The 22,537-nt window shown below is 44.6% G+C and carries 16 protein-coding genes; 6 read left to right on the top strand and 10 right to left on the bottom strand.

Features of this window, described 5'->3' with window-relative positions:
• Positions 1 to 307: 307 nt before the first annotated feature.
• From MKY44_RS13100 to MKY44_RS13090, 3 genes are all read right to left on the bottom strand, one after another.
• Positions 308 to 766, bottom strand: a complete 459-nt coding sequence (locus MKY44_RS13100) for a nucleoside deaminase (protein ID WP_341007407.1) — start codon at positions 764 to 766, stop codon at positions 308 to 310.
• 164 nt (positions 767 to 930) lie between these two features.
• Complete coding sequence (locus MKY44_RS13095; protein WP_341007406.1) at positions 931 to 2,190, bottom strand: cytochrome P450 family protein; 1,260 nt, start codon at positions 2,188 to 2,190, stop codon at positions 931 to 933.
• Between the two features lie 215 nt (positions 2,191 to 2,405).
• Positions 2,406 to 3,299 carry a TetR/AcrR family transcriptional regulator gene (locus MKY44_RS13090; protein ID WP_341007405.1) on the bottom strand — a complete coding sequence of 298 codons (894 nt, stop codon included), beginning with the start codon at positions 3,297 to 3,299 and terminating at the stop codon, positions 2,406 to 2,408.
• A 236-nt stretch (positions 3,300 to 3,535) separates the two neighbouring features.
• On the opposite strand from MKY44_RS13090, the gene MKY44_RS13085 reads away from it, so the two are divergent.
• Positions 3,536 to 4,183 carry a TetR/AcrR family transcriptional regulator gene (locus MKY44_RS13085; RefSeq protein ID WP_341007404.1) on the top strand — a complete coding sequence of 216 codons (648 nt, stop codon included), beginning with the start codon at positions 3,536 to 3,538 and terminating at the stop codon, positions 4,181 to 4,183.
• Positions 4,184 to 4,203: 20 nt separating this feature from the next.
• Positions 4,204 to 6,528, top strand: coding sequence for an MMPL family transporter (locus MKY44_RS13080; protein ID WP_341007402.1), 2,325 nt, complete (start codon positions 4,204 to 4,206; stop codon positions 6,526 to 6,528).
• 114 nt (positions 6,529 to 6,642) lie between these two features.
• On the opposite strand, the gene MKY44_RS13075 is transcribed toward MKY44_RS13080, so the two are convergent.
• Both MKY44_RS13075 and MKY44_RS13070 read right to left on the bottom strand, forming a co-directional pair.
• Entirely contained in the window at positions 6,643 to 7,398 is a 756-nt protein-coding gene (locus MKY44_RS13075) for a gamma-glutamyl-gamma-aminobutyrate hydrolase family protein (protein WP_341007401.1), read from the bottom strand.
• Positions 7,399 to 7,614: 216 nt separating this feature from the next.
• On the bottom strand, positions 7,615 to 8,814 hold the full coding sequence (locus MKY44_RS13070; RefSeq protein ID WP_341007400.1) for an MFS transporter: 1,200 nt from the start codon (positions 8,812 to 8,814) through the stop codon (positions 7,615 to 7,617).
• Between the two features lie 245 nt (positions 8,815 to 9,059).
• On the opposite strand from MKY44_RS13070, the gene MKY44_RS13065 reads away from it, so the two are divergent.
• Positions 9,060 to 9,926: an AraC family transcriptional regulator gene (locus MKY44_RS13065; protein ID WP_341007399.1), complete on the top strand. Its 867-nt coding sequence runs from the start codon at positions 9,060 to 9,062 to the stop codon at positions 9,924 to 9,926.
• A 94-nt stretch (positions 9,927 to 10,020) separates the two neighbouring features.
• On the opposite strand, the gene MKY44_RS13060 is transcribed toward MKY44_RS13065, so the two are convergent.
• The 3 genes from MKY44_RS13060 to MKY44_RS13050 all read right to left on the bottom strand — a co-directional run bounded on the left by MKY44_RS13060 (position 10,021) and on the right by MKY44_RS13050 (position 15,718).
• Positions 10,021 to 12,006, bottom strand: a complete 1,986-nt coding sequence (locus MKY44_RS13060; RefSeq protein ID WP_341007398.1) for a methyl-accepting chemotaxis protein — start codon at positions 12,004 to 12,006, stop codon at positions 10,021 to 10,023.
• Positions 12,007 to 12,249: 243 nt separating this feature from the next.
• Complete coding sequence (locus MKY44_RS13055; protein ID WP_341007397.1) at positions 12,250 to 13,776, bottom strand: response regulator transcription factor; 1,527 nt, start codon at positions 13,774 to 13,776, stop codon at positions 12,250 to 12,252.
• Positions 13,777 to 13,954: 178 nt separating this feature from the next.
• Positions 13,955 to 15,718: a sensor histidine kinase gene (locus MKY44_RS13050; protein ID WP_341007396.1), complete on the bottom strand. Its 1,764-nt coding sequence runs from the start codon at positions 15,716 to 15,718 to the stop codon at positions 13,955 to 13,957.
• 206 nt (positions 15,719 to 15,924) lie between these two features.
• Here MKY44_RS13050 and MKY44_RS13045 point away from each other — a divergent pair, with 206 nt between their 5' ends.
• The 3 genes from MKY44_RS13045 to MKY44_RS13035 all read left to right on the top strand — a co-directional run bounded on the left by MKY44_RS13045 (position 15,925) and on the right by MKY44_RS13035 (position 19,011).
• Entirely contained in the window at positions 15,925 to 17,238 is a 1,314-nt protein-coding gene (locus tag MKY44_RS13045; protein ID WP_341007395.1) for an ABC transporter substrate-binding protein, read from the top strand.
• A gap of 68 nt (positions 17,239 to 17,306) precedes the next feature.
• Entirely contained in the window at positions 17,307 to 18,179 is an 873-nt protein-coding gene (locus MKY44_RS13040; protein ID WP_062834362.1) for a carbohydrate ABC transporter permease, read from the top strand.
• A 1-nt stretch (position 18,180) separates the two neighbouring features.
• Positions 18,181 to 19,011: a carbohydrate ABC transporter permease gene (locus tag MKY44_RS13035; protein WP_017688542.1), complete on the top strand. Its 831-nt coding sequence runs from the start codon at positions 18,181 to 18,183 to the stop codon at positions 19,009 to 19,011.
• Between the two features lie 118 nt (positions 19,012 to 19,129).
• Here MKY44_RS13035 and MKY44_RS13030 read toward each other — a convergent pair whose 3' ends face one another.
• Both MKY44_RS13030 and helD read right to left on the bottom strand, forming a co-directional pair.
• On the bottom strand, positions 19,130 to 19,834 hold the full coding sequence (locus MKY44_RS13030; RefSeq protein WP_341007394.1) for an SDR family oxidoreductase: 705 nt from the start codon (positions 19,832 to 19,834) through the stop codon (positions 19,130 to 19,132).
• 219 nt (positions 19,835 to 20,053) lie between these two features.
• Positions 20,054 to 22,468 (bottom strand): RNA polymerase recycling motor HelD, encoded by a 2,415-nt coding sequence (gene helD / locus MKY44_RS13025; protein ID WP_341007393.1) that lies wholly within the window; start codon positions 22,466 to 22,468, stop codon positions 20,054 to 20,056.
• Between the last annotated feature and the right edge of the window lie 69 nt (positions 22,469 to 22,537).

Here is a 22,537-nt window from a genome sequence, read left to right as displayed (position 1 = left end):
TAATTCGCCTTTACCACTCTTATTGACCGTTTCACAAGTTGATGTGCAATTGCACTGGTTGTAAAGTAACCAACTTATAAAATTTGAGCTTTGAACTCAATCAATAAAGCAACGTAAGTTGCCAATCGGCGTTTGACCCGGCTGTCCGTATGGCCTTAACTTCCTGGTGAAGTGGTCAAAATTATCTGCTGGAAAGCTCTAATTCATATTGATAAATTAACTTCCCAAAATCACAGGTCTTACACTATCAGACGTTGAAAAAAAAATCAAGCAATTATCAAAAAATAATTTTTTGCCCGGATAACGACTAGGAATGAAATTGATATCCTTCGAATACTTTTAACCCTTCTGCGCCCAGTAATTTCCCTACTACCTCAGGCTTTTGAGGACTTTTGTCGAATACTTCTTCACACGAGATCATGATGTTGCCACCAGCAATTTCAGCTAATTGATCATGGGATACACTATACACCAGCCTCCCCAGATTCGACCAAACCATCGCACCGGAACACATCACACACGGTTCACAACTCGTATACAGAGTGTATTCGCTCAGGTCAAACACATGATGTTCGGAACAATACTTTCGGATAAGCCCAATTTCTGCATGATGCGTAGGGTCACAAAAAGTGTTGATTTTATTTTCCCCAATCATGACGACCTCTCCGTTTTTCACCAGAATGGCTCCGAATGGTTCGTTTCCTTCTTTGCGAGCTTGCAAAGCAATCTCAATGGCTTTATGCATGAATTGTTCAACTTTATTCATAAGGTTTACCTCCACCACAAAAATTATGTATCCACTTTATCTTTTACATTAAGCAGTGTTCAATCCATTAACATGTTTCTTGTTCATTCCATTCTATCATCTATACAAATAAAGAGTATGACGAAAATTCGTCATACTCCAATGGGTCACACTAAGTTTATCTATTAAAATTTCACAGGCAATGCTGCCAATCCCTGTGATGACAAAGCAGAGTGCCAATGAATCTCTTCCTGAGGAATACTGAGCTGAATGTCCGGTAGCCGACGTAAAAGCGTAGTAAACGCCACGTCCCCTTCTACACGAGCAAGTGGAGCGCCAAGACACATATGAATGCCGTGTCCAAAGGCCAAATGCCGTTTTATTTTGCGTTCAATATCCAACTCTTCGGGGTCAGTGAACTGCTGCTCGTCCCGATTCGCTGATTTCAGTAGGGGAATCACAACATCTCCCTTTTGAATCAATTGTCCATCCAACTCCGTGTCTTGCGTTGCATAACGAGGACCTGAAGAAGTGGCGGGTCCGTTATATCGCAGCAACTCCTCCACTGCAGAAGGAACCAGATCCAGATCTTGTTTCAGTTGTTCCAGTTGTTCGGGATGGGTCAGAAGAAGATAAGAGCCGGTTGCAATCAGATTGGAAGTTGTCTCATGTCCAGCAAATATCAATAACGTGATCATGGATATTAATTCATCTTCATTCAGTCGATCACCCTCCTCCTCAATCGCAATCAATTGACTGATGAGGTCATCTGAAGGTTCTATTCGTTTGTTCGCCACAAGCTGTGAGGTGTACTCTGCGAATGATCGTAAGTGCTGCGCTACGGCAGGGTCCTGTTTACCAAAACCAAGACCTTTGGCAATAGCTTCAGACCATACATGGATCTGAGGTCGGTCTTCCTGAGGTATACCCAACATCTCGGAAATAACGTTGATTGGGAAAGGATAGGCATAGTCTTTTACAAGATCCATCTCTCCTTTTCCTTCGAATTGGTCAATCAACTCATCGGCAATTTCCTGGACGCGTGGACGCAGGCTTTCCATATATCTTGGCGTGAACGCTTTGGAAACCAGGCTACGCAGTCTTCGGTGATCCGGTTCATCAACAAAAAGCATCGACTTTCCGGTAAAAAAAGTCTGGGGTTCCGATGAACCAAGCTCACCTGAGAGATTCTTTCGAATATCATTGCCACTATCAATAGAGTTCATATCTACCGTAAATCGAGAGTGATCTTTCAGCACTTCCATGGCGACGTCCATCTGAGTTACAATCCAGGTTTGCCCTGCTCCACCCATCGGATTAGGAATAGGGACAACGGAACCTTTGGCGCGCATCTGTGCAAACATGGCAAATGGATCTTTACTATTTTCTTCGCTAAACAAATTAAATTCTACTTTTTCTGATGTCTGGTTATTCGAATTATTCATAATAATCTTCCTTTCGAAGTGAAGTTATTCAAATCTATGGAAATATATGTTCATTTCGATTATATACTACTCGTATATTTAATTTCAAATATCATAGTTTAAACAGCATAAAACAACTGTTATAACAACATTTTATTAATATACTAATAGTATATTAATAAAAAATACGGGCATAAAAAAGAAAAAAAGAGGTCGGCTACGAGCCAACCCCCATATTAATTACGTTGCTTCACCAGTTCCAAGTACCACCAACAGGCTTCGGTCAGTCTATTGGCTTCAGATTGAAACGCACTGGATTTGTACTCTTTGTGAAACGCTTGAAGCACCACTTCGATTACAGGAATATTTAAATCCTCTTGATCCTGTAGTAGCGCTAAAAGCCCCTTCGAAAGTTGCTTCAATGATGCAGATTCCTTGGATTTTTGAACACGCTTGTTGAACTCTTCCAATTCCTCCAACAGAGTATCAATATCCAGTCCCATATCATGGTTACGCTCATCGGCATTCAGGAAATAGAGAGACTGAAAGTCGAAAATATGTTCATTTCTCTGATGCATGGTTCTTAGGATCACTTCAATGTACGTTAGTACTTTTGGAACCACTTCGCTCCATATCGGTTTTGGCGTATTAAGACTTCTTGATGTGTTGGCAATCTGATGTAATATGCCATAGCACAATATGGCCCCTTCGTTGGCATATAAGCTAATATCGTTCCCGAACACCTGAATCAAGCGTGTGGACAGCCATTTTAGGTGAACTGTAGCCAGTTTGGCTGAGTTGATCTCCCCGGAATAAAAACCCGTCCAATATAATTCCCATACTCGCTCTTTATTAGGTACAGACATAGGAATCGCAATCTGATCTACGAGCAGGTCATAATCCGATTTATAGTGATTTTGTTCAAGCTCTTTGCGAATGAAAACATCCTCTTGCATACGCTGATCAATAATCGAATATAAACAGTCTTCTTTGGAACTGAAGAATTTGTAGAATGTGCCTTTGGATACACCTGATTGATCCAGAATCATCTGAATTGTTGTATTTGCATAACTATGCTCTAAAAATAGTGCAAGTGCTGTTTCCAATAAACTTTGTTTACGACTACTCATATCTCGTTATCGCCCCAAGTTTTTCTATTGATTTTAACATTCATTCCTCAGGAGTTGAAGCATTGATTCGCAGTATAGCTGTCATATAAAATAATTGCACAATGAGTAAATTTGCACAATGAGCAACTTGTTTGTTATGATAAACCTCACAAAGTGCATATTCAGTAAGTGTGCTCTTCTTAAAAGAATTAAACCATAGTCATTGGTGTTGGAGGTGAACGCATAAGCGGAGAATAATGATCAAACGAAACTTGCGACATTTGAAAAAAGAAGCGACTGAAAAAGCGCTTGCTGGTGCTGCATTTGAACTTACCCTTGAACATGGGCTTGATGGCTTTACGGTCGAAGATATCGTGCATCAAGTGGGCTGTTCACGTAGAACATTTGCAAACTACTTCACATGTAAAGAGGAAGCCGTAGCAAGAGGTGCAATAGCCGTTCAGAATACAACGGAACTCGAAGAGTTACTTACCGAAATGCCCGACAACGTCTCCTTGCTTGACGTACTGTATAACCTGATCAAGATGCAACTTACAACAGAACTTATAGGAAGGCTTCATCAACTACTCTCGCTATCCAAGACCTATCCCGTGTTAGAACCGCATTACCTTGGAGCCATGCACCGGATGCAGACACAGGCACAAGATACCTTATTAGACTTATCCAACGGGAAGTATGATGAGATCTATACTTATCTTCTGATTAACGCACTATATGGAACGATACTGCCATTAATTGATGGAAGACTCAATGTGTTGCTGCCCGGACAAGTCATGACTGAAGATACCAAGCCCGGTGCTATCACCTTTGATCAATTTTTGGAAACCACATTTAATCATTTGCGTGCAGGATTCGAACAAGCTAACCATCCACATTCATCTTAGAGGGAGTGTAAAATAGAGAAATGTCTACATTATTATACCGAGTGGGGAAAACCGCTTTTAGCAAACCTGCAACCTTCATCATTGGCTGGGTTTTAATTCTGGGAATTGTCATCTCCATGATCAGCATCAATGGTATTCACATCAGTTCTGAAATGAAGATTGAAGGTACAGAGTCGCAGAAGGTTCTGGATCAATTGGCAAAAGAACTGCCAGCCGCCTCTGGCGGTCAAGGAAGCGTTGTGTTCAAAGCACCTGACAACGAGCGTTTGGATACGCCTGAACGTTTGGCAGCCATGATGAAAGGTGTTAATGAAGTTTACGGATTAGACAAAGTCATTAACCCTGCGGACTACGCAGCTGAAGCGGGCAATTCGGGTGCTACGGCTGAGATGGCTCAGAATGCTCAGGCTACTGATACGGCGCAATCCGCAACAACCACACCTCCTCCCTATGGACCTTTGATGGTGGATGGTGTTCCTGTACCTGGTATGCTGATCTCTTCGGACGGCAGTATTGCACTGTTCCAGTTCCAATTTACAATCGAACAGTCTGCCATCACGCAAGATGTATTTGATTCCGTGATTCAGTCCGTTATGACGGTAGAGCAAGGAACCAATATTACGGTGCTACCGGGCGAAACGCTCAAAGCGGTATCGATTGGGGTTGGCTCGGCTGAGATTGTCGGATTGGTGATTGCTGTCATTGTATTGCTGATCACCCTTGGCTCCGTTGTTGCAGCAGGTCTGCCTCTGATCACAGCACTCCTCGGTGTTGCCATTGGAGTTGGTGGTGCGTTCTCCATCTCCAAATTCATTGAAATGCCTAGTGTCACTTCCGTTCTGGCTCTTATGGTTGGATTGGCTGTCGGAATCGACTATGCGCTCTTCATTGTCAATCGCCAGCGTCGAATGATTATTGATCAAGGCTTAAGTGCAAAAGAAGCAACGGCAAGAGCCATTGGCACATCAGGCAGCGCAGTATTTTTTGCCGGATTAACGGTTATTATTGCACTGTGCGGTATGCTTGTCATCGGTCTCACCTTCTTGTCTACGATGGCTTTGGTCGCAGCTGCCACCGTGCTCATCAACGTATTTGTTGCTTTAACCCTGTTGCCGGCTTTGCTGGGATTGGTAGGAGAACGCATCTGTTCCGCCAAAGCTCGTGAGAAAAGCGCGAAACATCCTAAAGCCACTAGCCACGGAGTCGCGGATAGATGGGTGAAATTCATTATCAAGAATCGTTGGGCTACCATTATCGCCATCATCGTCATTCTTGGTTTTGCCGCGACACCGATCGCGAAAATGGAAATGGGTATCCCTGGCGCTTCCTCAGCGAATCTCGATACAGACGCAAGACAGAGTTATGATGCCATCTCGGAAGGCTTCGGAGAAGGATTCAATGGACCACTTATTCTGGTCGCAGAGCCTAATCAATCTTCCGCAAAAGTCACGCCGGAACTCTTGGGCGGTCTCGTAATGGAGCTTCAAAGTCAAAACAACGTTGCACAGGTTACACCGCTTGGGATGACAGAAGATTTGGCGATCTTTAGTCTCATTCCAAAAACAGGTCCTAACGATGCGCTCACTAAAACACTGGTCAATGATCTGCGCTCTGCTGATTCCGGCATCGCACAGAACTATGATGTGAAGCTCGGAGTTACTGGACTTACAGCTGTTAACATCGATATGTCAGCCAAACTGGCGCAGGTGTTCCCTATTTATGTAGGTATCATCATCCTGTTGTCACTGATCATCCTGTTACTTGTATTCCGTTCGATCATCGTTCCCATCAAAGCAACAATTGGCTTCCTGCTTAGTATCCTGGCTACATTCGGGATCACAACTGCTGTATTCCAATGGGGCTGGCTGCATTCGCTCTTTGGTTTCGATACCGGCGGCCCGCTGCTGAGCTTTATGCCGATCATCGTGACAGGTATCCTGTACGGCCTCGCGATGGACTATCAGGTCTTCCTCGTTAGCTCCATGCGGGAATCTTATGTTCATGGTCAACGCGGAACCGAATCCGTCGTTCATGGGTACAACCAGGTAAGTCGCGTGGTTGTTGCCGCAGCGGTGATCATGGTCTCTGTATTCGCAGGATTTATCTTCACCGATGATGTCATGATCAAGCAGATTGGTTTCACCTTGGCGGTAGGTATTCTGATTGATGCTTTTATCATCCGTATGGGCTTGGTCCCTGCCATCATGGCTATTTTCGGAGACAAAGCTTGGGCACTTCCAAAATGGCTGGATCGCATTCTGCCAAACCTGGATGTTGAAGGCGAAAAGCTGATTGCTTCCCTGAATGCTGAAGAGCATGCCAACACGAAGTCTGGATTAAAATAATCATTCCACTACAATCGTAATGGTAATACCACTTTTACTCATCACGACTACATTCACCAATACAAAGACCTCCTCTGTTTTTATAAACAGGAGGTCTTTTTTCTTTTTCACATTTTATGCGGTTATGTCTTCAATATGGATAGTATAGGACGGGGATTTAGAAGCATTAACAAACGCCGCAAATAACTTTTGACTATAGTCATCTACTTTGTAGCTGTACTCTGGATGCCACTGCACAGCCAAAACAAATGAACGGTTTGGCATGACCACGGATTCCACGAGTCCATCTTCAGCCACTGCGACGGCCTTTAACTTATCCGATAACATCTTGATTCCCTGATGGTGATAACTGTTCACTTTCATCGTATCGGTTTGCAAGATATCGTATAGGATATTATTTTCCTCAATATGTACATCATGTACGAGATTCGTATACGGCGGACTTTGCTTATGATTAACGATCTTGTTCCCATGAAGTTGAAGGCTAGTTGGAATGTCTTGATATAACGTCCCACCCAACATAACGTTAAATAGCTGTAGTCCACGGCATATGCCAAAGGCAGGCTTATCAAGCTCAATTACCTTTTGTAATAATGTCGACTCCATCATATCGCGTTCAATACACAACTCTCCACAGGTAACCTCAGCATGCTCATGATACAGCTCAGGATTGAGATCATGTCCCCCGGTGAACAGGAACCCATCGAACTGATTAGCCAGCGTTGCTATGATCTCGGTATCCGTTGTCAAAGGAAGCATAATTGGAATCCCACCTGCTACTTCTATGGCATTCATATATTCTGGAAGCATCCAGTAACTTTTTTTGTCAGTATCATATAAAGGCAGCACACCGATCATGGGCTTTTTCATGGCTTTACCTCCCAGCTTTTCATTCATTTTATCAGATCTCTTCATATATGAATTCACTGAATTATTGCATTATCCTACCTCTATCATCTGCGAACCCGTTTCATCCGGAATGCTGGAAAACTAAAAAAACAAACAAAGCCGCTATAACAGCGACTTTGTTTGTAGTCCAAATACCACGGATATGGATTCATGCATTTAGTTTAAACATCATCTCATCTAAGCTGCTTTTGCAGTTGTTACTTCGCCTGAATTCACTTGGATGGAACGCTGGCATATCAGGGTAACGACAAAAGCCAGCAAGGCAAGCATCACAGCAACTGGAGGCACCCACTGGACACCACCCATATTGACGGCAATTCCCCCGACACCAGAGCCTAGCGCTATACCTACATTGGCCGCCACAGGCAGGAGTGTAGATGCAAATGCTTTGGACCCCGGCGCAATCGATCCTGACACATCAAACAAATATAACTGGGATGCCGCGCTCATGGAGGATGACAGACATCCAATCAGGAACAGAAACGCCAAGCCGAGCCACACATTAGAAACGGTAAAACTCATGCCAAGGAACAGTATGGCTTGGATGACGAAAAGCCGCTTGAGCTTGGGCAGGAAGTCACCCTTGGCTATTTTGGCACCAATCCAGTTACTCAGGATGCTACAGGCTCCATAGATCAGGAGTATGGCACTAATCCATTGTACTGGCACACCCATTGTCTCACTCAGGAGTGGCGTAATGTACGTAAAAACGACGAAAATACAGCTGTTTCCCAGTACCGGGATCAGACAGGCCAGCAATATCCGTGGTTTTAAAAAGAGAGACATCTGATCACTGAACGAACCTGCAATCGTTGTTGTTTGGCGTGGCAGAATACGGAACATGAACATCAGCGGCACAACACCTATGCATGCCGTAACAACAAACGTCATGGACCAGCTCAGATGTTGTCCGATAAAAGTACCGAGCGGAACACCTAACACATTAGCGATTGAAAATCCGCCCAGAATCCAGGCGATAGCTTCCCCTCTTCGCTCCCGGTTCACTGCGTCGCTTACGATCGAGATCGAAAGCGATATCGTAAGTCCACAAGCAACGGCTGATACGATGCGAATGACCATCAGAGAAGAGAACGTTGTTGAGAACACGGTCAATAGATTTAATGCTAATACGATCCCGAATCCAATCAATATGGAACTTCTTCTGGATATTTTAGCCAAGAAGGCCACGGCAAATGGTGTACCCACTGCGTATGCAATCGCAAAACCGGAGACAAGCATACCTGCGGCAGCAAGTGATACTTTCATGTAACTTTCAATTTCCTTCAACACACCCACGATCACATACTCAGTTGTTCCTAATACAAAGCTAACAAGCGTAAGCGTTAAAATAAGTAGGTTCTCTCTATTTCTAGTCATAAATCAATACTCACTAATCCTTTCTATTGTTGCAAGCGCTTCAATTCTGTTTGCGATCATTAATTCATGTATTTTCTGCTTTCCCATCCCTTCACTTTCGATATATAGTACATTTTGGATAGTGAAATTGTACTGTCAGATATACCATGGCGACAATCAAGGTTGTTGTGGTTTTATTGCAAAACATTATATATGTTGTCATTACAACACAGACTTTCATTACTGATTCTGAAGGGAAGACATAGATGAATACACACCACGAATTCGGCCAACGGCATCCAAATCGAGATTGTACCATTATTTATGTAGGAAAACTGGCCGACAATCCCCAATGGAGTTTTCCGACGCATAAACATGACGATCTGCATGAGATTATCTACGTAACTGAAGGCAAAGGATTGTTCACCATTGACGGTACCAAACACTGGGCTCAAAAAGGGGACATGCTCATTTATAACAAGGGTACTCTTCACGAGGAGAAGTCCAATCCTGAATTCCCGTTATCCACCTTTTATTGCGGCTTTCGTTTTACTGAAGGCACCCACGAGGATTTGGTCATCCCTCCCTCTAACAAGCCGATCATTCGAGCCAATCGATATTCCGATGAGCTCCATGCGTTAATGCAGACTCTCTTCAATGAATTTTCAATCCGGGAACATGGATACGAGTCGATCTCTGGGCATGTCCTGAAAGCAATACTTCTGATCATCGATCGGCAGTCCCGTCAACAGCTTCCTGATGAAGAGAGTGTTCGGAGTAATAACCTTGCTGAGAGCATTAAAGACTATTTAGATACCAACTATCGGCAAAACATTAAACTCAAAGAATTGGCAGATCAATTTCATATCGATTTTTATTACTTAATTCATATGTATAAAAATCACTATGGCACTTCTCCTTATCATTACCTGATTCAACGAAGAATGGGTGAAGCTACCCGATTATTAGTTTCAACTAACAAAAAAATATGGGAAATTGCCAAACTGGTCGGTTACGATAACCCCAATTACTTTACGATTTTATTTACCAAAACGGTTGGTGAATCTCCACGGAGTTTCCGAAAAAGGAATCAAAAGGATATGTTCGGGGATGAGGCGTCACATTCTTACTAATCTCACTACATGCAAAAAGGCGCTCCATTGGGGGAGCGCCTGGTGCTTTACATATCTCTTTACATATTTCTTTACACATTTACTTACGTCTACTCTAGAGCTTAAACCGGCGAACCAATTCTTGCATGTTATCAGCTGTTTTGGATAACTGTGCAGATGATGCCGATATCTCCTGCATTGCCGCCATTTGTTCTTGGGCTGCTGCTGAAGTTGTCTGAGCACTGTCAGCCGACACTTTAGAGATGTGACTCATCGCGGCAACTGTAGCCGAGACTTCTTCCGTACTTGCTGACAACTGTTCGGAGACAGCGGAAATATCCTGAATTTGATCCACGATATGCGTTGTATATTGTTCAATGTTCGATATGGTTGCAGAAGCTTCTTGGCTAATCCGCATTCCTTCACCAACTTGATTGCGAACTTTATCATTCATAAGAGATGTGGATTTGGCAATCAGATCGAGCATTTTGCCAATGGTAGCGCCAATGTCGTCCGCACTCTGTTTGGATTGCATGGATAACGTGCGCACCTCACCAGCAACGACAGCAAAACCTTTACCGTGTTCTCCTGCTCTTGAAGCTTCAATAGAGGCATTCAGTGATAGAAGGTTGGTTTGCCGAGAGATATCCGCAATCGCTTCATTCATTCGATTGGCTTCGGCGGAGAGACTGGACAGCTCATTAATCAATGCCGAGGTTTCTTCAACAGCTCCGAGAATATGTTCCATTTGTTCTCCGACCTGATTTATCGTTTTTCCACCATTAGCAACAGCGCGCTCCGTCTCTTCAGCCGAATCCACAATCGCGCTCGCAGATTCTGCAATTGTACTGATGCCTCTCGCCATCTCTTCTACGGCATTCGCGGTTTGGTCCGAATTCTCCGCCCCAACGATAGCTGATTCCGCAGTCTGTTGCATGGTTTCAGCCACATGTTGAACCGATTGGGTGGTTTGTTCTGTACTTTCCTGAATCATCTGGGAAGAGTGGCTCAACAACGATGATGTCTGATGAAGTTCAGCAACCACCGATTGAAGGGAACTGGTCATTTGATCAAAATCATTTGCCAATATACCAAATTCGTTTTCGGTTTTCAGATTCACCCGTTCAGACAGATTCCCTTCGCTTACGCTACGGGTGGCCTTTCTCAGTTTTTGCATAGGTACAATAAAAGATCTCAGAATGAAGAAAATAATAACTCCAGCAATTAATACAGATACAGCAATGACGGTTAGACTCGATACCATGATGGGTTTCGCTGCGGCGATAAAGTCTTCATGGCCCATCAAAGCAATGACATTCCACCCCGTCAAAGCATTAACACCGTTATAAACCTCCAGATCATACGCCAGATCTGTTCTGACAAATTGTGAAAATGCCATCGGCTCATCGGAACTTGAAGCCGTATTTGGATGAACTGGAATTCCCTCGATGAGCGCTCCGCCGAGTTCTCCTCCGCCACCTTTTACAATGGCACCAGACCAAGCTGCGATGGTTCGATTGGAGTCAACCACAATCAGGCTCCCATTACCTCCTACATCCACATAAGATATTTCTTTTGCTAATCGCTCCAGATCAAGTTTAATACTTGCTACACCTTGTTGATTTGAAAGAGCTTTTGAAATTTCTACATAAATCTTCCCGGATACCGGATCTGTCATAATACTCGAGAAAAAGAGTGTTCCATTGTTACTCATACCATTGGTGTACCATGTTGTGCTGCGTGGATCATATGTTGCATCCTCGATTGCTGGAGATGATATAACACCACCTTGGTCGCTGCCCACAGTGATGGCAAGAAGATCAGGATATGTATCAGCTAATTGGTCGATTCCTACTTGTACTGTTTCGTTGTTCGCCTGACTGGGAGTGGAGCCATACATACTGTCTATATAACTCAATAATGCTGCTTTTTCCCCTATCAGATTGTTAATATGCTGTCCTGTCATCGTTAATATGGTATTGATGGGCTCTGTCATTTTTTGTTGTACTTGATCTTTGGCACTATGATACGAGAAATATCCGATAAGTGCAGTGGGGATAATAAGTACCGCAAGGAAAGCTGCAATGAGTCGAGTGCTCATTAATCGTAAAACGGCTCCTCCTTTCTTATAAAATGACCTTTTTTTCTTTTCCTTTTTCAAGTTCAATCTTCCTCTCTTTATTCATTTTTGGCAGAACCAATCGGCCAGTAAACGCAAAAAAACCCATATATATGCACACCCAAAGAAACTTTGAGCATGTATATACATAGGTATTGCCTGAATGAATTCAGTAACAAGCCGTATTTGTTTAGTATTATAACATAAATAAAAAGGGTTTGTTAACTATGATTGGGTCTTTATACCAGACATCTGTTGTTTATAATCCGTAGGACTTAGCCCCGTATACTCTTTGAACACCTTCGAGAAATAGTGCTGATCGCTAAACGACAGCAAATCGGAAACTTCCTTAAACTTCATGTCGGGTTGACTTTCCATCAGTCTGCAGGCCTCCTGAATGCGAAGCCGGGTGTAATACTGGACAAACGTAATTTGTGTTGCGTTCTTGATCACTCTGCTGACATACGACGGGCTAACGTGAAATTTCACGGCAATGTCGTTGATCGACAGTGGAGAGTATTTATTCAGTTTTACGTAATCGTCAATCTGCTCGAACAGGATCGCCTTGCTTTTTCGAACGTGGGATTGCAGCATATCGAAGCACTGTCCCGTCCATTCCGTCAGTTCCCGGCAAAAATCGGCATAGGACTGTGCCTGGGCGAATTGTTTTGACCGAAGCTCCAGGCCCAATCTCATGCCCGACCCCTGTTCCTCGTACAGATGAGCAAACGTGTCTACAATCAATCCGATAAACCGATCCACCTCGGTCATATGTACATTTTCCTCTGCCCATCGATTCAGCAATTCGGATAACTTAAGAGCAAACCTTTCTTTCTGCCGAGCCTGTATCATCTGTACAAAAGCAGATTCCTGCACCGGATCCAGACAGCCTGTCTCAGATCTGGCCATCGACACCGGATTCCCGGTATCCAACACTATTCCTTGTTTCAACCGTTGCTGCTCAGACAAAATGGATGACATGCGGTGATAGAGCTCCGGCAGATTACCAGACTCAGCGAATAGAAGTTGTCCTCCAATGATCGCATCGATGTCATGCGCAACCAAATGCCGTCGCAACGATTCAAGACATTCATGTACGGAAGAGTACACCTCGAGTGCACTCTTATTGACAAACGCGACAAATTGATATGGGGTTTGACTAGTGTAAACACGACAAGGATGGAATGCAAAAAAATCCTGCACTATACCCTCAAGTTCCACCTGCACCCATCGTTCATGCCCTGTGGTAAAAGGCTGTTTGCTCATAATGATCAACATCTGATTGAATAAAGGCGGAAACTCCTCCCCCTGTTTCGGCGTAGTCTCACATTGGGGATGAATGATTTCCTGCAAATCCAGCAGTTCCTTGGACATCTGTTGATCAAGTTGGTCAATTACCCGACCCATGACTTCTTCAAGCGCCTCTCGCTCAACAGGTTTTAACAAATAGTCAAACACTTGCAAGTTCAATGCTTTTCTTGTGTATTCAAAATCGCTATAACCGCTAATCAAGATGACCTTCAGATCCGGGTTGGCAAGCTTGGCTTGCTCAATCAGGGACAGCCCATCCATTTTCGGCATTCGTATATCTGTCAACAGCAGATCAATCGATGACTGCTTTAACGCTGCCAAGGCTTCTTCTCCATTCGTTGCCGTAGCAGCTATACGAATCGGGAAGCTCAGCGTCTCCAAGAGCATTTTAATATTACGTAATATCGGTTTGCTATCCTCAACGATCATAACGTTATACATCGTCTGTCCCTCCTTGTTAGGTCGTGTCTCAAAACTCGCTGAAGTGCATCTTTCACCGCCTTTTCGCCCCCTCCTGCGTCACTTTCCCTTGACGTGCCCCGGCACGCCTGCGGAAAACTTCCTTGCTTGGAACGAAAATTCGGCAAAATCTGCTTCCTTCGGAGTTTTCAGACACGCCCTAGTAAAAATCCTTCGTCAGTGAGCCGATGATCTGAATCGTTGCTCCATGTTGCTCTTCCGCATGATTGTTAAATATATTAATAAAGAGTCGGTTGTTATACATTAGTTTGAGTCGATTGACACTATTGATAATCCCCATGTTACCGAGGGCTGTTCCACGATCGGCAGTCTGGTTCATTCCGGAACCCGATGCCTGAATATTGGCTAAAATCTCCTGGATCTTATCCGGTGGAAAGCCCTCTCCGTTATCTTTGATCTCCAAAGCCCATAATCCGTTATATTGCTTCACCGTAATCTGGATACGCCAAGGCGGCGCGGTGTTGGCAAAGGCATGTTCAATGCAGTTTTCCACAAACGGCTGAATGACCAACCGCGGCAACCGGATATCGTTCGCCAGCTCGTCAGCACAGATGTCCCACTCCAGATCCTCTTCGTACTTTTGTTGTACAAGGGACAGATAATGTCTCGTATGTTGAAGCTCCTCAGCCAAAGTCACATGCGCGTATGGTGAAGAGACAATATAACGCAGACTGTCCGAAAGATGTTTGCACATATCCGATACAACTTTGGTCTTCCCCTCTTGGGCGGCAATACTGATCAGGTATAAGACATTATGAATAAAATGAGGTGCGATCTGGGCTTGCAGCGCCGAATTACGAGCCTTTACTTCTTCATGAAGCGCCGATTTTTCCCGGTCAATGGATTGCTGCAGCCTCTCCATCAGATCCTGAAAGGCTTCATTTAGCAATAAGAGATCGTTATTCTTCGGCGTTTCATCCACTTTCAGATTCATATTGCTGTAGTTCATGCGCCAGATCTGACCGCGTAGCTTGCGGATAGGCAGCAGCAGGTTACGTGTAGACAAGAAGATATACACAAACGAAACGAGCATCAGTGCTGTAATCAGCAGAATGGACATCGTCTGAACCGAATGGATCGAGCCTAGAACAGATTTTTTGGGCGTTATGATATACGTGATCCAGCCTGTACTGGGTGAAGTGGAATGCGTGATATAATTATCGTTTTTGTCCACATCCAGTCCCTCGTCTGCTGAAGGCTTTGTCCACTTGGTAAATGTCACACCCGCTTCCGAGCCCGTCATCTGCTCCCCTTGTTCATTCAGAATATAGACATCGCCAGCAGTAATTCCCTCCGTTAGGTTCTGTATATAGGCCTGTTCCATCTGGATGCTAAGATAACCGTACACCTTGCCGTTCTGATCATTGATCGTGCGCACAAAGGAGATCGTATCGTCTTGACGCAGCAGAACAAAACCACTTTCTGTCCAGTCTCGTCCAACCTGACTACTCTCCATCATGGTGTTCAGGATTGCGGGAGGATTGCCCGAACCCAGATATGATGTCAGGAGAACCCCGTGATTGTCGTAGATGGACATATCCTTGATATTCATACTCGGCCCAATGGCCTGAAACATAATGTCTTTGATGATCCGAACTTGCTTCAGCCTTTCATAATTACTATGCGCTGAGGAGCTCTTGTCCATGGCTGCAAATATATTTTTGCTGGATAATATTCGCTGCGACATCTGGTTCTGTTGTTCTACGTATAGATCAACTTGCTCTCTTACCTTCGTAGCTGTAACGAGCGTATCCTGCTCCGTTTTCAGTTTGAGCGGGCGGACAACGATCACATTCACATAAACGATAAAACAGCCCAGCACAAACAAAAGCAGAGCCAGAAATGTCAGAAACACCTTTGTCTGCAAACTGAATTGAGTTGCTTTATGTATGAGCTTTGCCATTCTCAGAGATGCCCTCCTGTTCTGACATGATGTGAAATCCCTTATATTCATGTCTACTCTATCATGGTATTTCATGAAATGATAGCGATTTCAAGTTCAGGATTTTACACATCAACGTTCAAGCACAGACATGTACCGGCGAGGGAAAAGAATCTATAATCGGACATGTAAACGGATTCACCAAACGTTTTAGAGGGGGATTTGCATTGAAAACAATAAAAAGAAAAAAGGCGATTTCCATTATTCTGGCCAGTTTATTATCGGTCTCGTTAACGGCTTGTGGATCAGGAGGTACGGATTCCAGCACAGCTGCTGGTGGGGACAGCAAGAGTGGTAAAGTCACATTGGAGCTGGCGATCTCTAAAAGTTCCCAGGACTCTGCTTTCATCCAGCAGGACATTCTTGATGCATTCGAAAAACAAACGAACATTCGCGTCAATTTGCAGCTGATTCCAGCGGAACAAACAACAACTGTACTGCAAACCAAACTGGCTGTAGATGAAACGCCTGATATTATTCAATACAATCTGGCGAGCGCAGTCACGGACCTAAACCTTGAACGTAACTTCGAGATTCTGGATAACGAGCCTTGGGCGAGCAGAATTGTGAACAAAGACGTCCTCTCTTCTGGCGGCCATCTCTACAGCTTCCATGTCAGCCAAGATACGGGGATGCAAGGGGTCGTTTATAACAAACAAATCTTTGAAGAACTCGGGTTGTCGATTCCAACCAACTACGAAGAATTCCTGGCGATCTGTGAAAAAATCAAAGTAAGTGGCATTACGCCTGTATTCATGCCTTACAAAGATGCCTGGGCTGCCAACATCTGGCCTGCTGCAGCATTTGCTGATTTTGTAGCCAAAAATGAACCAACTTTTTTTGATGAGCTGAACAGCAATAAGAAAAAATGGTCTGATATCCCGGAATTCAAAACATTCCTGGAACAACAATATGAAATTTACACCAAAGGTTACACCAACACGGATGTGCTTAGCGACAGCTATGACATGGCCGTAGGTAAATTCCTGAACAAGGAAGTTGCCATGATGTTTATGGGCGATTGGTTAATTGAAGGCGTGGCCGAGCAAGATCCCAATATGGAACTGGGCGTATTCCCGATTCCATCGTTGGATAATGCCAGTCTGGGTGCAAGTCCACTCGGCGGACAACTGTTCATTCCGAAGAAATCCAAACATCTGGATGAAGCCAAACAGTTCCTGGACTATATCGCTTCCAAGGATGTCGCACAACAGATCGTGGATTCCAAAGGATACGTATCCAATTTCAGTGACGTTACTACACCAGAACTGCCAGCTTACAAACAGGATATTGTAGACAATTATATTACGCCGAAGAAAACCGTGCTGACAACGGATGCATACATGCTGGTTGATCGCAGCGAACTGTACCGATTGTTACAGGATCAATTTGCAGGTGGATTGTCACCGGAAGAAGTACTGAAATCCTGGGATGAGAAGTTCAGTCAGCTGATGCAGGATAAAGGTGTAGAAGGTTTCTAAAGAGTGAAATACAGGGCAGCATAACATGGACGATCGTTATGCTGCCTGGCTATAACGGAGTGTGAGACATGAAAAGGACTAAAAATTTGTATTCGTATTACATGATATTTCCCGCACTGATTATCTACTCCATCTTTTTCGTTGTGCCTGCTCTCGCCGCTTTCTATTACTCATTCACGGATTGGCGGCTGGATCGGCTGGAGCTGAAGTTCATCGGGTGGGATAATTTCGAGAAAATTTTCTCGGACAAAACGCTGATTCTGGCGCTGAAAAACACGGCGATATTTGCAATCGTCACCGTTGTTGGCAAAAATGTCATCGGCCTATTGCTGGCCGTAGGACTTAACATGCGATTAAGAACAAAGAACCTGCTGCGCGCGATCTTCTACTCCCCTTCCATTCTCAGCATCCTTGTGATCAGCATTCTGTTCACTCCCATGTTGCGTACCGAAGGTACAATCAACAATTTGTTGGAATCTGTAGGATTACATTCGTTAAGCCAAGCTTGGCTGACCAACCCCTCGATTGTGATCTGGACGATTGCCATCGTCTCGATCTGGCAGAGTGCCGGGTTCCAGATGGCCATCTATCTGGCGGGCCTGCAGTCCATTTCTCAAGAGTATTACGAAGCAGCCAAGATTGATGGCGCAAGTTCGTGGAGAAGTTTTTTCAAAATCACACTACCACTCTTGCTGCCCGCGATTAACATTAACCTGATGTTGACATTGATCGGTGGACTCAAAGTATTCTCCGAAGTATATGTCATGACCGGTGGTGGTCCGGGTAACGCTTCCCAGGTCGTAGGTACGATCATTCTGCGATCTTTCGGTGAAGGCAACTGGGGACTTGGTACCGCGGTCAACACCCTTCTGTTCGTGGTCGTTACCATTATCGCTATACCGCTATTGATCTTCATGCGGCGTAAGGAGGTTACGGAATAACATGGGCTATACACGCAAACTCGCCATCCGCAACTATATCGTGGAAGGTTTCCTGATTCTGGCCTCTCTTATCGTTCTGTTGCCGCTTGTCATTCTGATCTTTGGTTCATTCAAAACCAGCGCCGAAGTGCTTAGCTTCTCCCTGAGTTTTCCGGAAACATGGCAGTTCTCGAACTATGTTCGTGTCTTCCAGGAAGGTGGTCTGTCGCGAGCGTTCTTCAACAGCATTTTGATTACTGGTGTATCTTCCATCATTAATATCGTTGCTTCTTCGGCAGCAGCATTCATTCTGGCACGTCGGGAAACCAAATTATCCGGCACGATCTATATGTATTTCTTCATGGGACTGATTGCGCCAATGTCGATTATTACGACCATACGGGTTGTACAGGGATTAGGATTCTACGGCAGCATCACAAGTGTCATCCTGATCTACGCCGCGTTAAATACGGCCTTCAGTGTATTCTTGTATAGTGGATTCATCAAAACCATTCCACGAGCGCTGGACGAAGTGGCATTTTTGGAAGGAGCAAGTGTGTTCGGCGTATTCTTCCGCATCGTCACACCGCTCATCCTGCCCGTTAACGCAACGGTAGCCATCATGGTGTTCATGTCCGTCTGGAATGACATCACGATTCCGGTATACTTCCTGACAGACAGTTCCACCTGGACGATGCCACTGTCGATCTACAATTTCTACGGCAAATATAGCCGGGACTGGAACCTGATCTTCGCCAATCTTGTGCTTACTTCACTGCCTGTATTCATCCTGTATCTATTCGGGCAAAAATATATCGTCAGCGGCCTTACTGCCGGTGCAGTTAAAGGTTAAACCTTATATTCTCACCGTTCTTGAAGGAATGGAATTGGAAAATTCATGACGGACTTAACCCCCACCATATCTGGTGGGGGTTGTTTTATTTATAACGAGAAAATGAATCTACGCCTCTTTATTTTTGAAACAATTGCGGGTAAAGGGCAGCAACACCACCAGCAAGACCCTGTTGTACATTCCGACTGGTATCATCAGCAATAATCTCGTAGAGATCCGCTTCGATGGAATCTATTGCAATTTTGGCAATATCCGTTGGGCTCGTTTTTGGTGCGTCGATACCTGCCGTCATATCCGTATCCATGAACGCTACGTGCAATCCGGCAACGCTAACGTTCTTAGGGGCTAATTCCACACGTAATGCATTCGTAATCCCCCACTGAGCGGATTTTGCAGCTGAATATGCACCTGAGTTACCAAGGCTAAGCCAAGATAGAACAGACAGGATATTCAGTATCGAACCGCCCCCATTCTTCTCTATCACCGGTGCAAACGCACGAATCATTGAAAGCGTACCGAATACATGTGTATTGAATTCCAAGTGAATATCGCTCAGATCACCCGTGAGCAGAGAAGCACCCGTAGCGGAACCAGCATTATTGATTAGAAGGGTTACATCACTAGCTACCTCTGCTGCAGCCATGACAGATTGTGGATCCGTAATATCGAGTTGCAGTGGAATAGCCCCCGGCAGATCAATGGATTCAGGGTTTCGTGCGCCAGCATACACTTTGGTTCCCCTCGCCAGCAGTTCAAGAGCAAGTTCCTTGCCCAACCCTCGATTAGCCCCACTTACAATAGCAACTTGTTTGGAAATATTCATTTATTATTACTCCCTCTCATTGAGAATTTATTCATCCGAGCTGTTATGGGAATGATCATTCTCATAACTCCCAATAACAATCTATCACATCGGGAACGATCAGTAAAGAATAACTTTTATAATTCATGTCTTTATAAAAAGAAGATGCCCGATAACCTTTTAAAAAAGGCTCTGAGCATCTTTCTTTGGTCCTTCATTGAGAACGGATTTACATATGGATTATGATTTGATGTCATACAGATTCGCAGGTAACGCCTGCACAAATGGTGACCAGTCACTCACTGTATATAGATGAAGTCGGTGCATGGCCCGTGTGCATGCCGTATACAGAAGCTTGCGATCATATTCCTGGCTGTAAGCGACGGGTGAAGCATCATAGATCAGGACAGCATCGAACTCAACGCCTTTGGCGAGATACACAGGAATAACCATGATTCCTTTTTCAAAAATCTGTGTATCCTTTGTTATGAGTTGTATCCCTTCGCCGCCTTGACTTTGCAACCTTTCATAGGCATCACGACTTTCAGCCGCGGTTTTCGTAATCACAGCGATGGAATCAAACCCCTCCGCCTTAAGCGCGGCGATGTCTGCGAGAATCTGTGTACCACGCAGATTTTTGTCCTTCAATTTTGTTAAAAGAGGCTTCTGATCTCCCCTTTCAAACGGTCTTATCTCTTCTCCCCCTGGTAACATCTGTCTCGTGAATTCAACAATCTCTTTGGTTGAACGATAACTGCGTACAAGGCGTATCAATGTAGTTTCGCCTTCTCCGTAAAGGTGAACCAGTGGCGAGTTGGATGCTGCCAAATCCGTAGCCTGCATAAAGATCGCTTGCCCGAAATCCCCCAGCACCGTCATGCGGGCACGAGGAAACAGCTTTTTAAGATATTCATATTGAAACGCCGAATAATCCTGGCCTTCATCGACAAAGACATAACGAATCTCTGTGTTCGTCCGTACGCCTTCGATCATCTCTTTTACATATAAATACGGAGTAGCATCCTCATGGAATAGCTTGTTCTGAAGGATCATTGCCTTGGTCTGTTTACAAATCTCAGGCCAGTGCTGTGGGGGAATTGCCCCATTCGTTTGTTCCCGATAAGCGGTCTCATCTACAAATAGTTGTTCGTATATCCCTTTCACATCCACGAACTGGAATTTCCGCACACTCTTTCTTAAAGGTTTAAACATGTCTTTCACCAGTTTCTGACGAAGCAGCTCCTCTTCCCGCACTGCAAAGTTAAAGGCACCCTCATCTTGCACTGCCTTGTTATCTCCGTTCTCGCGGGCTGCATATTTTTCCGCCACATCAAACACGGGCTTTTCTTTGTGCAACATGCGGAAAGCTTCCACATACTCATCCGTGTCCAAATAATTCAACTCCTCCTGAACCCAGTCTGCTTCCCGCTCCAGACGTTCCAGCGAAACAAGTTCTCTCAGCAACCATTCCTGCAAAAGAAGAATACGGTTGGACAAGGTAAGATTTTGATCCAAACTGTAAAATTGGGTTTTGATTCGGTCCGCAGTGATGAATTCACGTCCCCGAAATTGAATGCCGTTGAACCGCATGCCCTCCCGCCCTAGCCACTTACCGTAGTTTTGGAGCACTTGCAAGAATGTCTCGGAAGCTTTGTACTTAATCGCCTCCAGACGAGCTTCATATCCCGGATCATTCTGAGCTGTCAGCACATATTCAATCTGATCAAAGGCATCCTCTGGTCGTAAGGAGGAATCCAGCCAATAATTCAGATATTCCTGGAAAGTCGTCTGCTGCATATTTTCTTCGCCAAGTTCCGGGAGCACGGTGGAAGTATAACTGGTAAACATCGGATTCGGGGAGAAAAGTACAATCTGATCTGCTTTGACGGTCTGGCGGTGTTTGTATAGTAAGTAGGCCACTCGCTGTAACGCAGCGGACGTCTTGCCACTGCCAGCTGCCCCTTGAACGATAAGCATTCGGCTTCGGTCATCACGAATAATGGCGTTTTGTTCCTTCTGGATTGTTGCTACAATGCTCTTCATTTGTGAGTCTGCACCCTTGGCGAGCACTTGCTGCAACAATTCGTCACCAATCGTCTCAGTTGAATCAAACATGCTATGAAGCTGCCCATGTTGAATCTGGAATTGACGCTTGAGCTCCATCTTTCCGTCGATTCGTCCTGAAGGTGTGTCATAACTTGCTGGCCCGGGAGAGTGATCATAGTATAAACTCGCAATTGGTGTTCTCCAGTCATAGATTAGAAAGTTCAATCCATCTTCATCCATGAAAGATGATACGCCAATGTAGATCTGTTCAGTAAAAGTCATGCCTTTTTCCTTATAGTCGAAGCGACCAAAGTACGGCGTCGGAAGCAGTCTCTTAGTATTTTTCCATTGTTGTGTTAACAACTTGTGCCCGCGCTCCCTCTCGGCCAACACTCTGGACTGCTGATTAATGGTATAGAATGCATCTTCAAAATCCGTGTACGAACCCGTATTGATCGTCACTTCTTCCCAGAACCGTTTACGAATTTCGGCAGCCTGTTCATGTAGTCCTGCAACCTTCGGCTCCAGTTCGTCGAGTCGTGCCTGAAGCTTGTTCCTCACCTGTACTAATCTTTCCTCTTCCAACTTCCAATCGTTTGTTTTATCCATGAATGAGTCCACTCCCTTTTCCATTTATTAGGACCAAAAAAAGAGCATTGACAAATCGGAATGTCGGAT

Origin of the sequence: Paenibacillus sp. FSL R7-0026 (genome assembly GCF_038004485.1) — a bacterium.
Taxonomy (GTDB): domain Bacteria; phylum Bacillota; class Bacilli; order Paenibacillales; family Paenibacillaceae; genus Paenibacillus; species Paenibacillus xylanexedens_A.
This window is presented reverse-complemented; position numbering and strand designations above follow the sequence as displayed.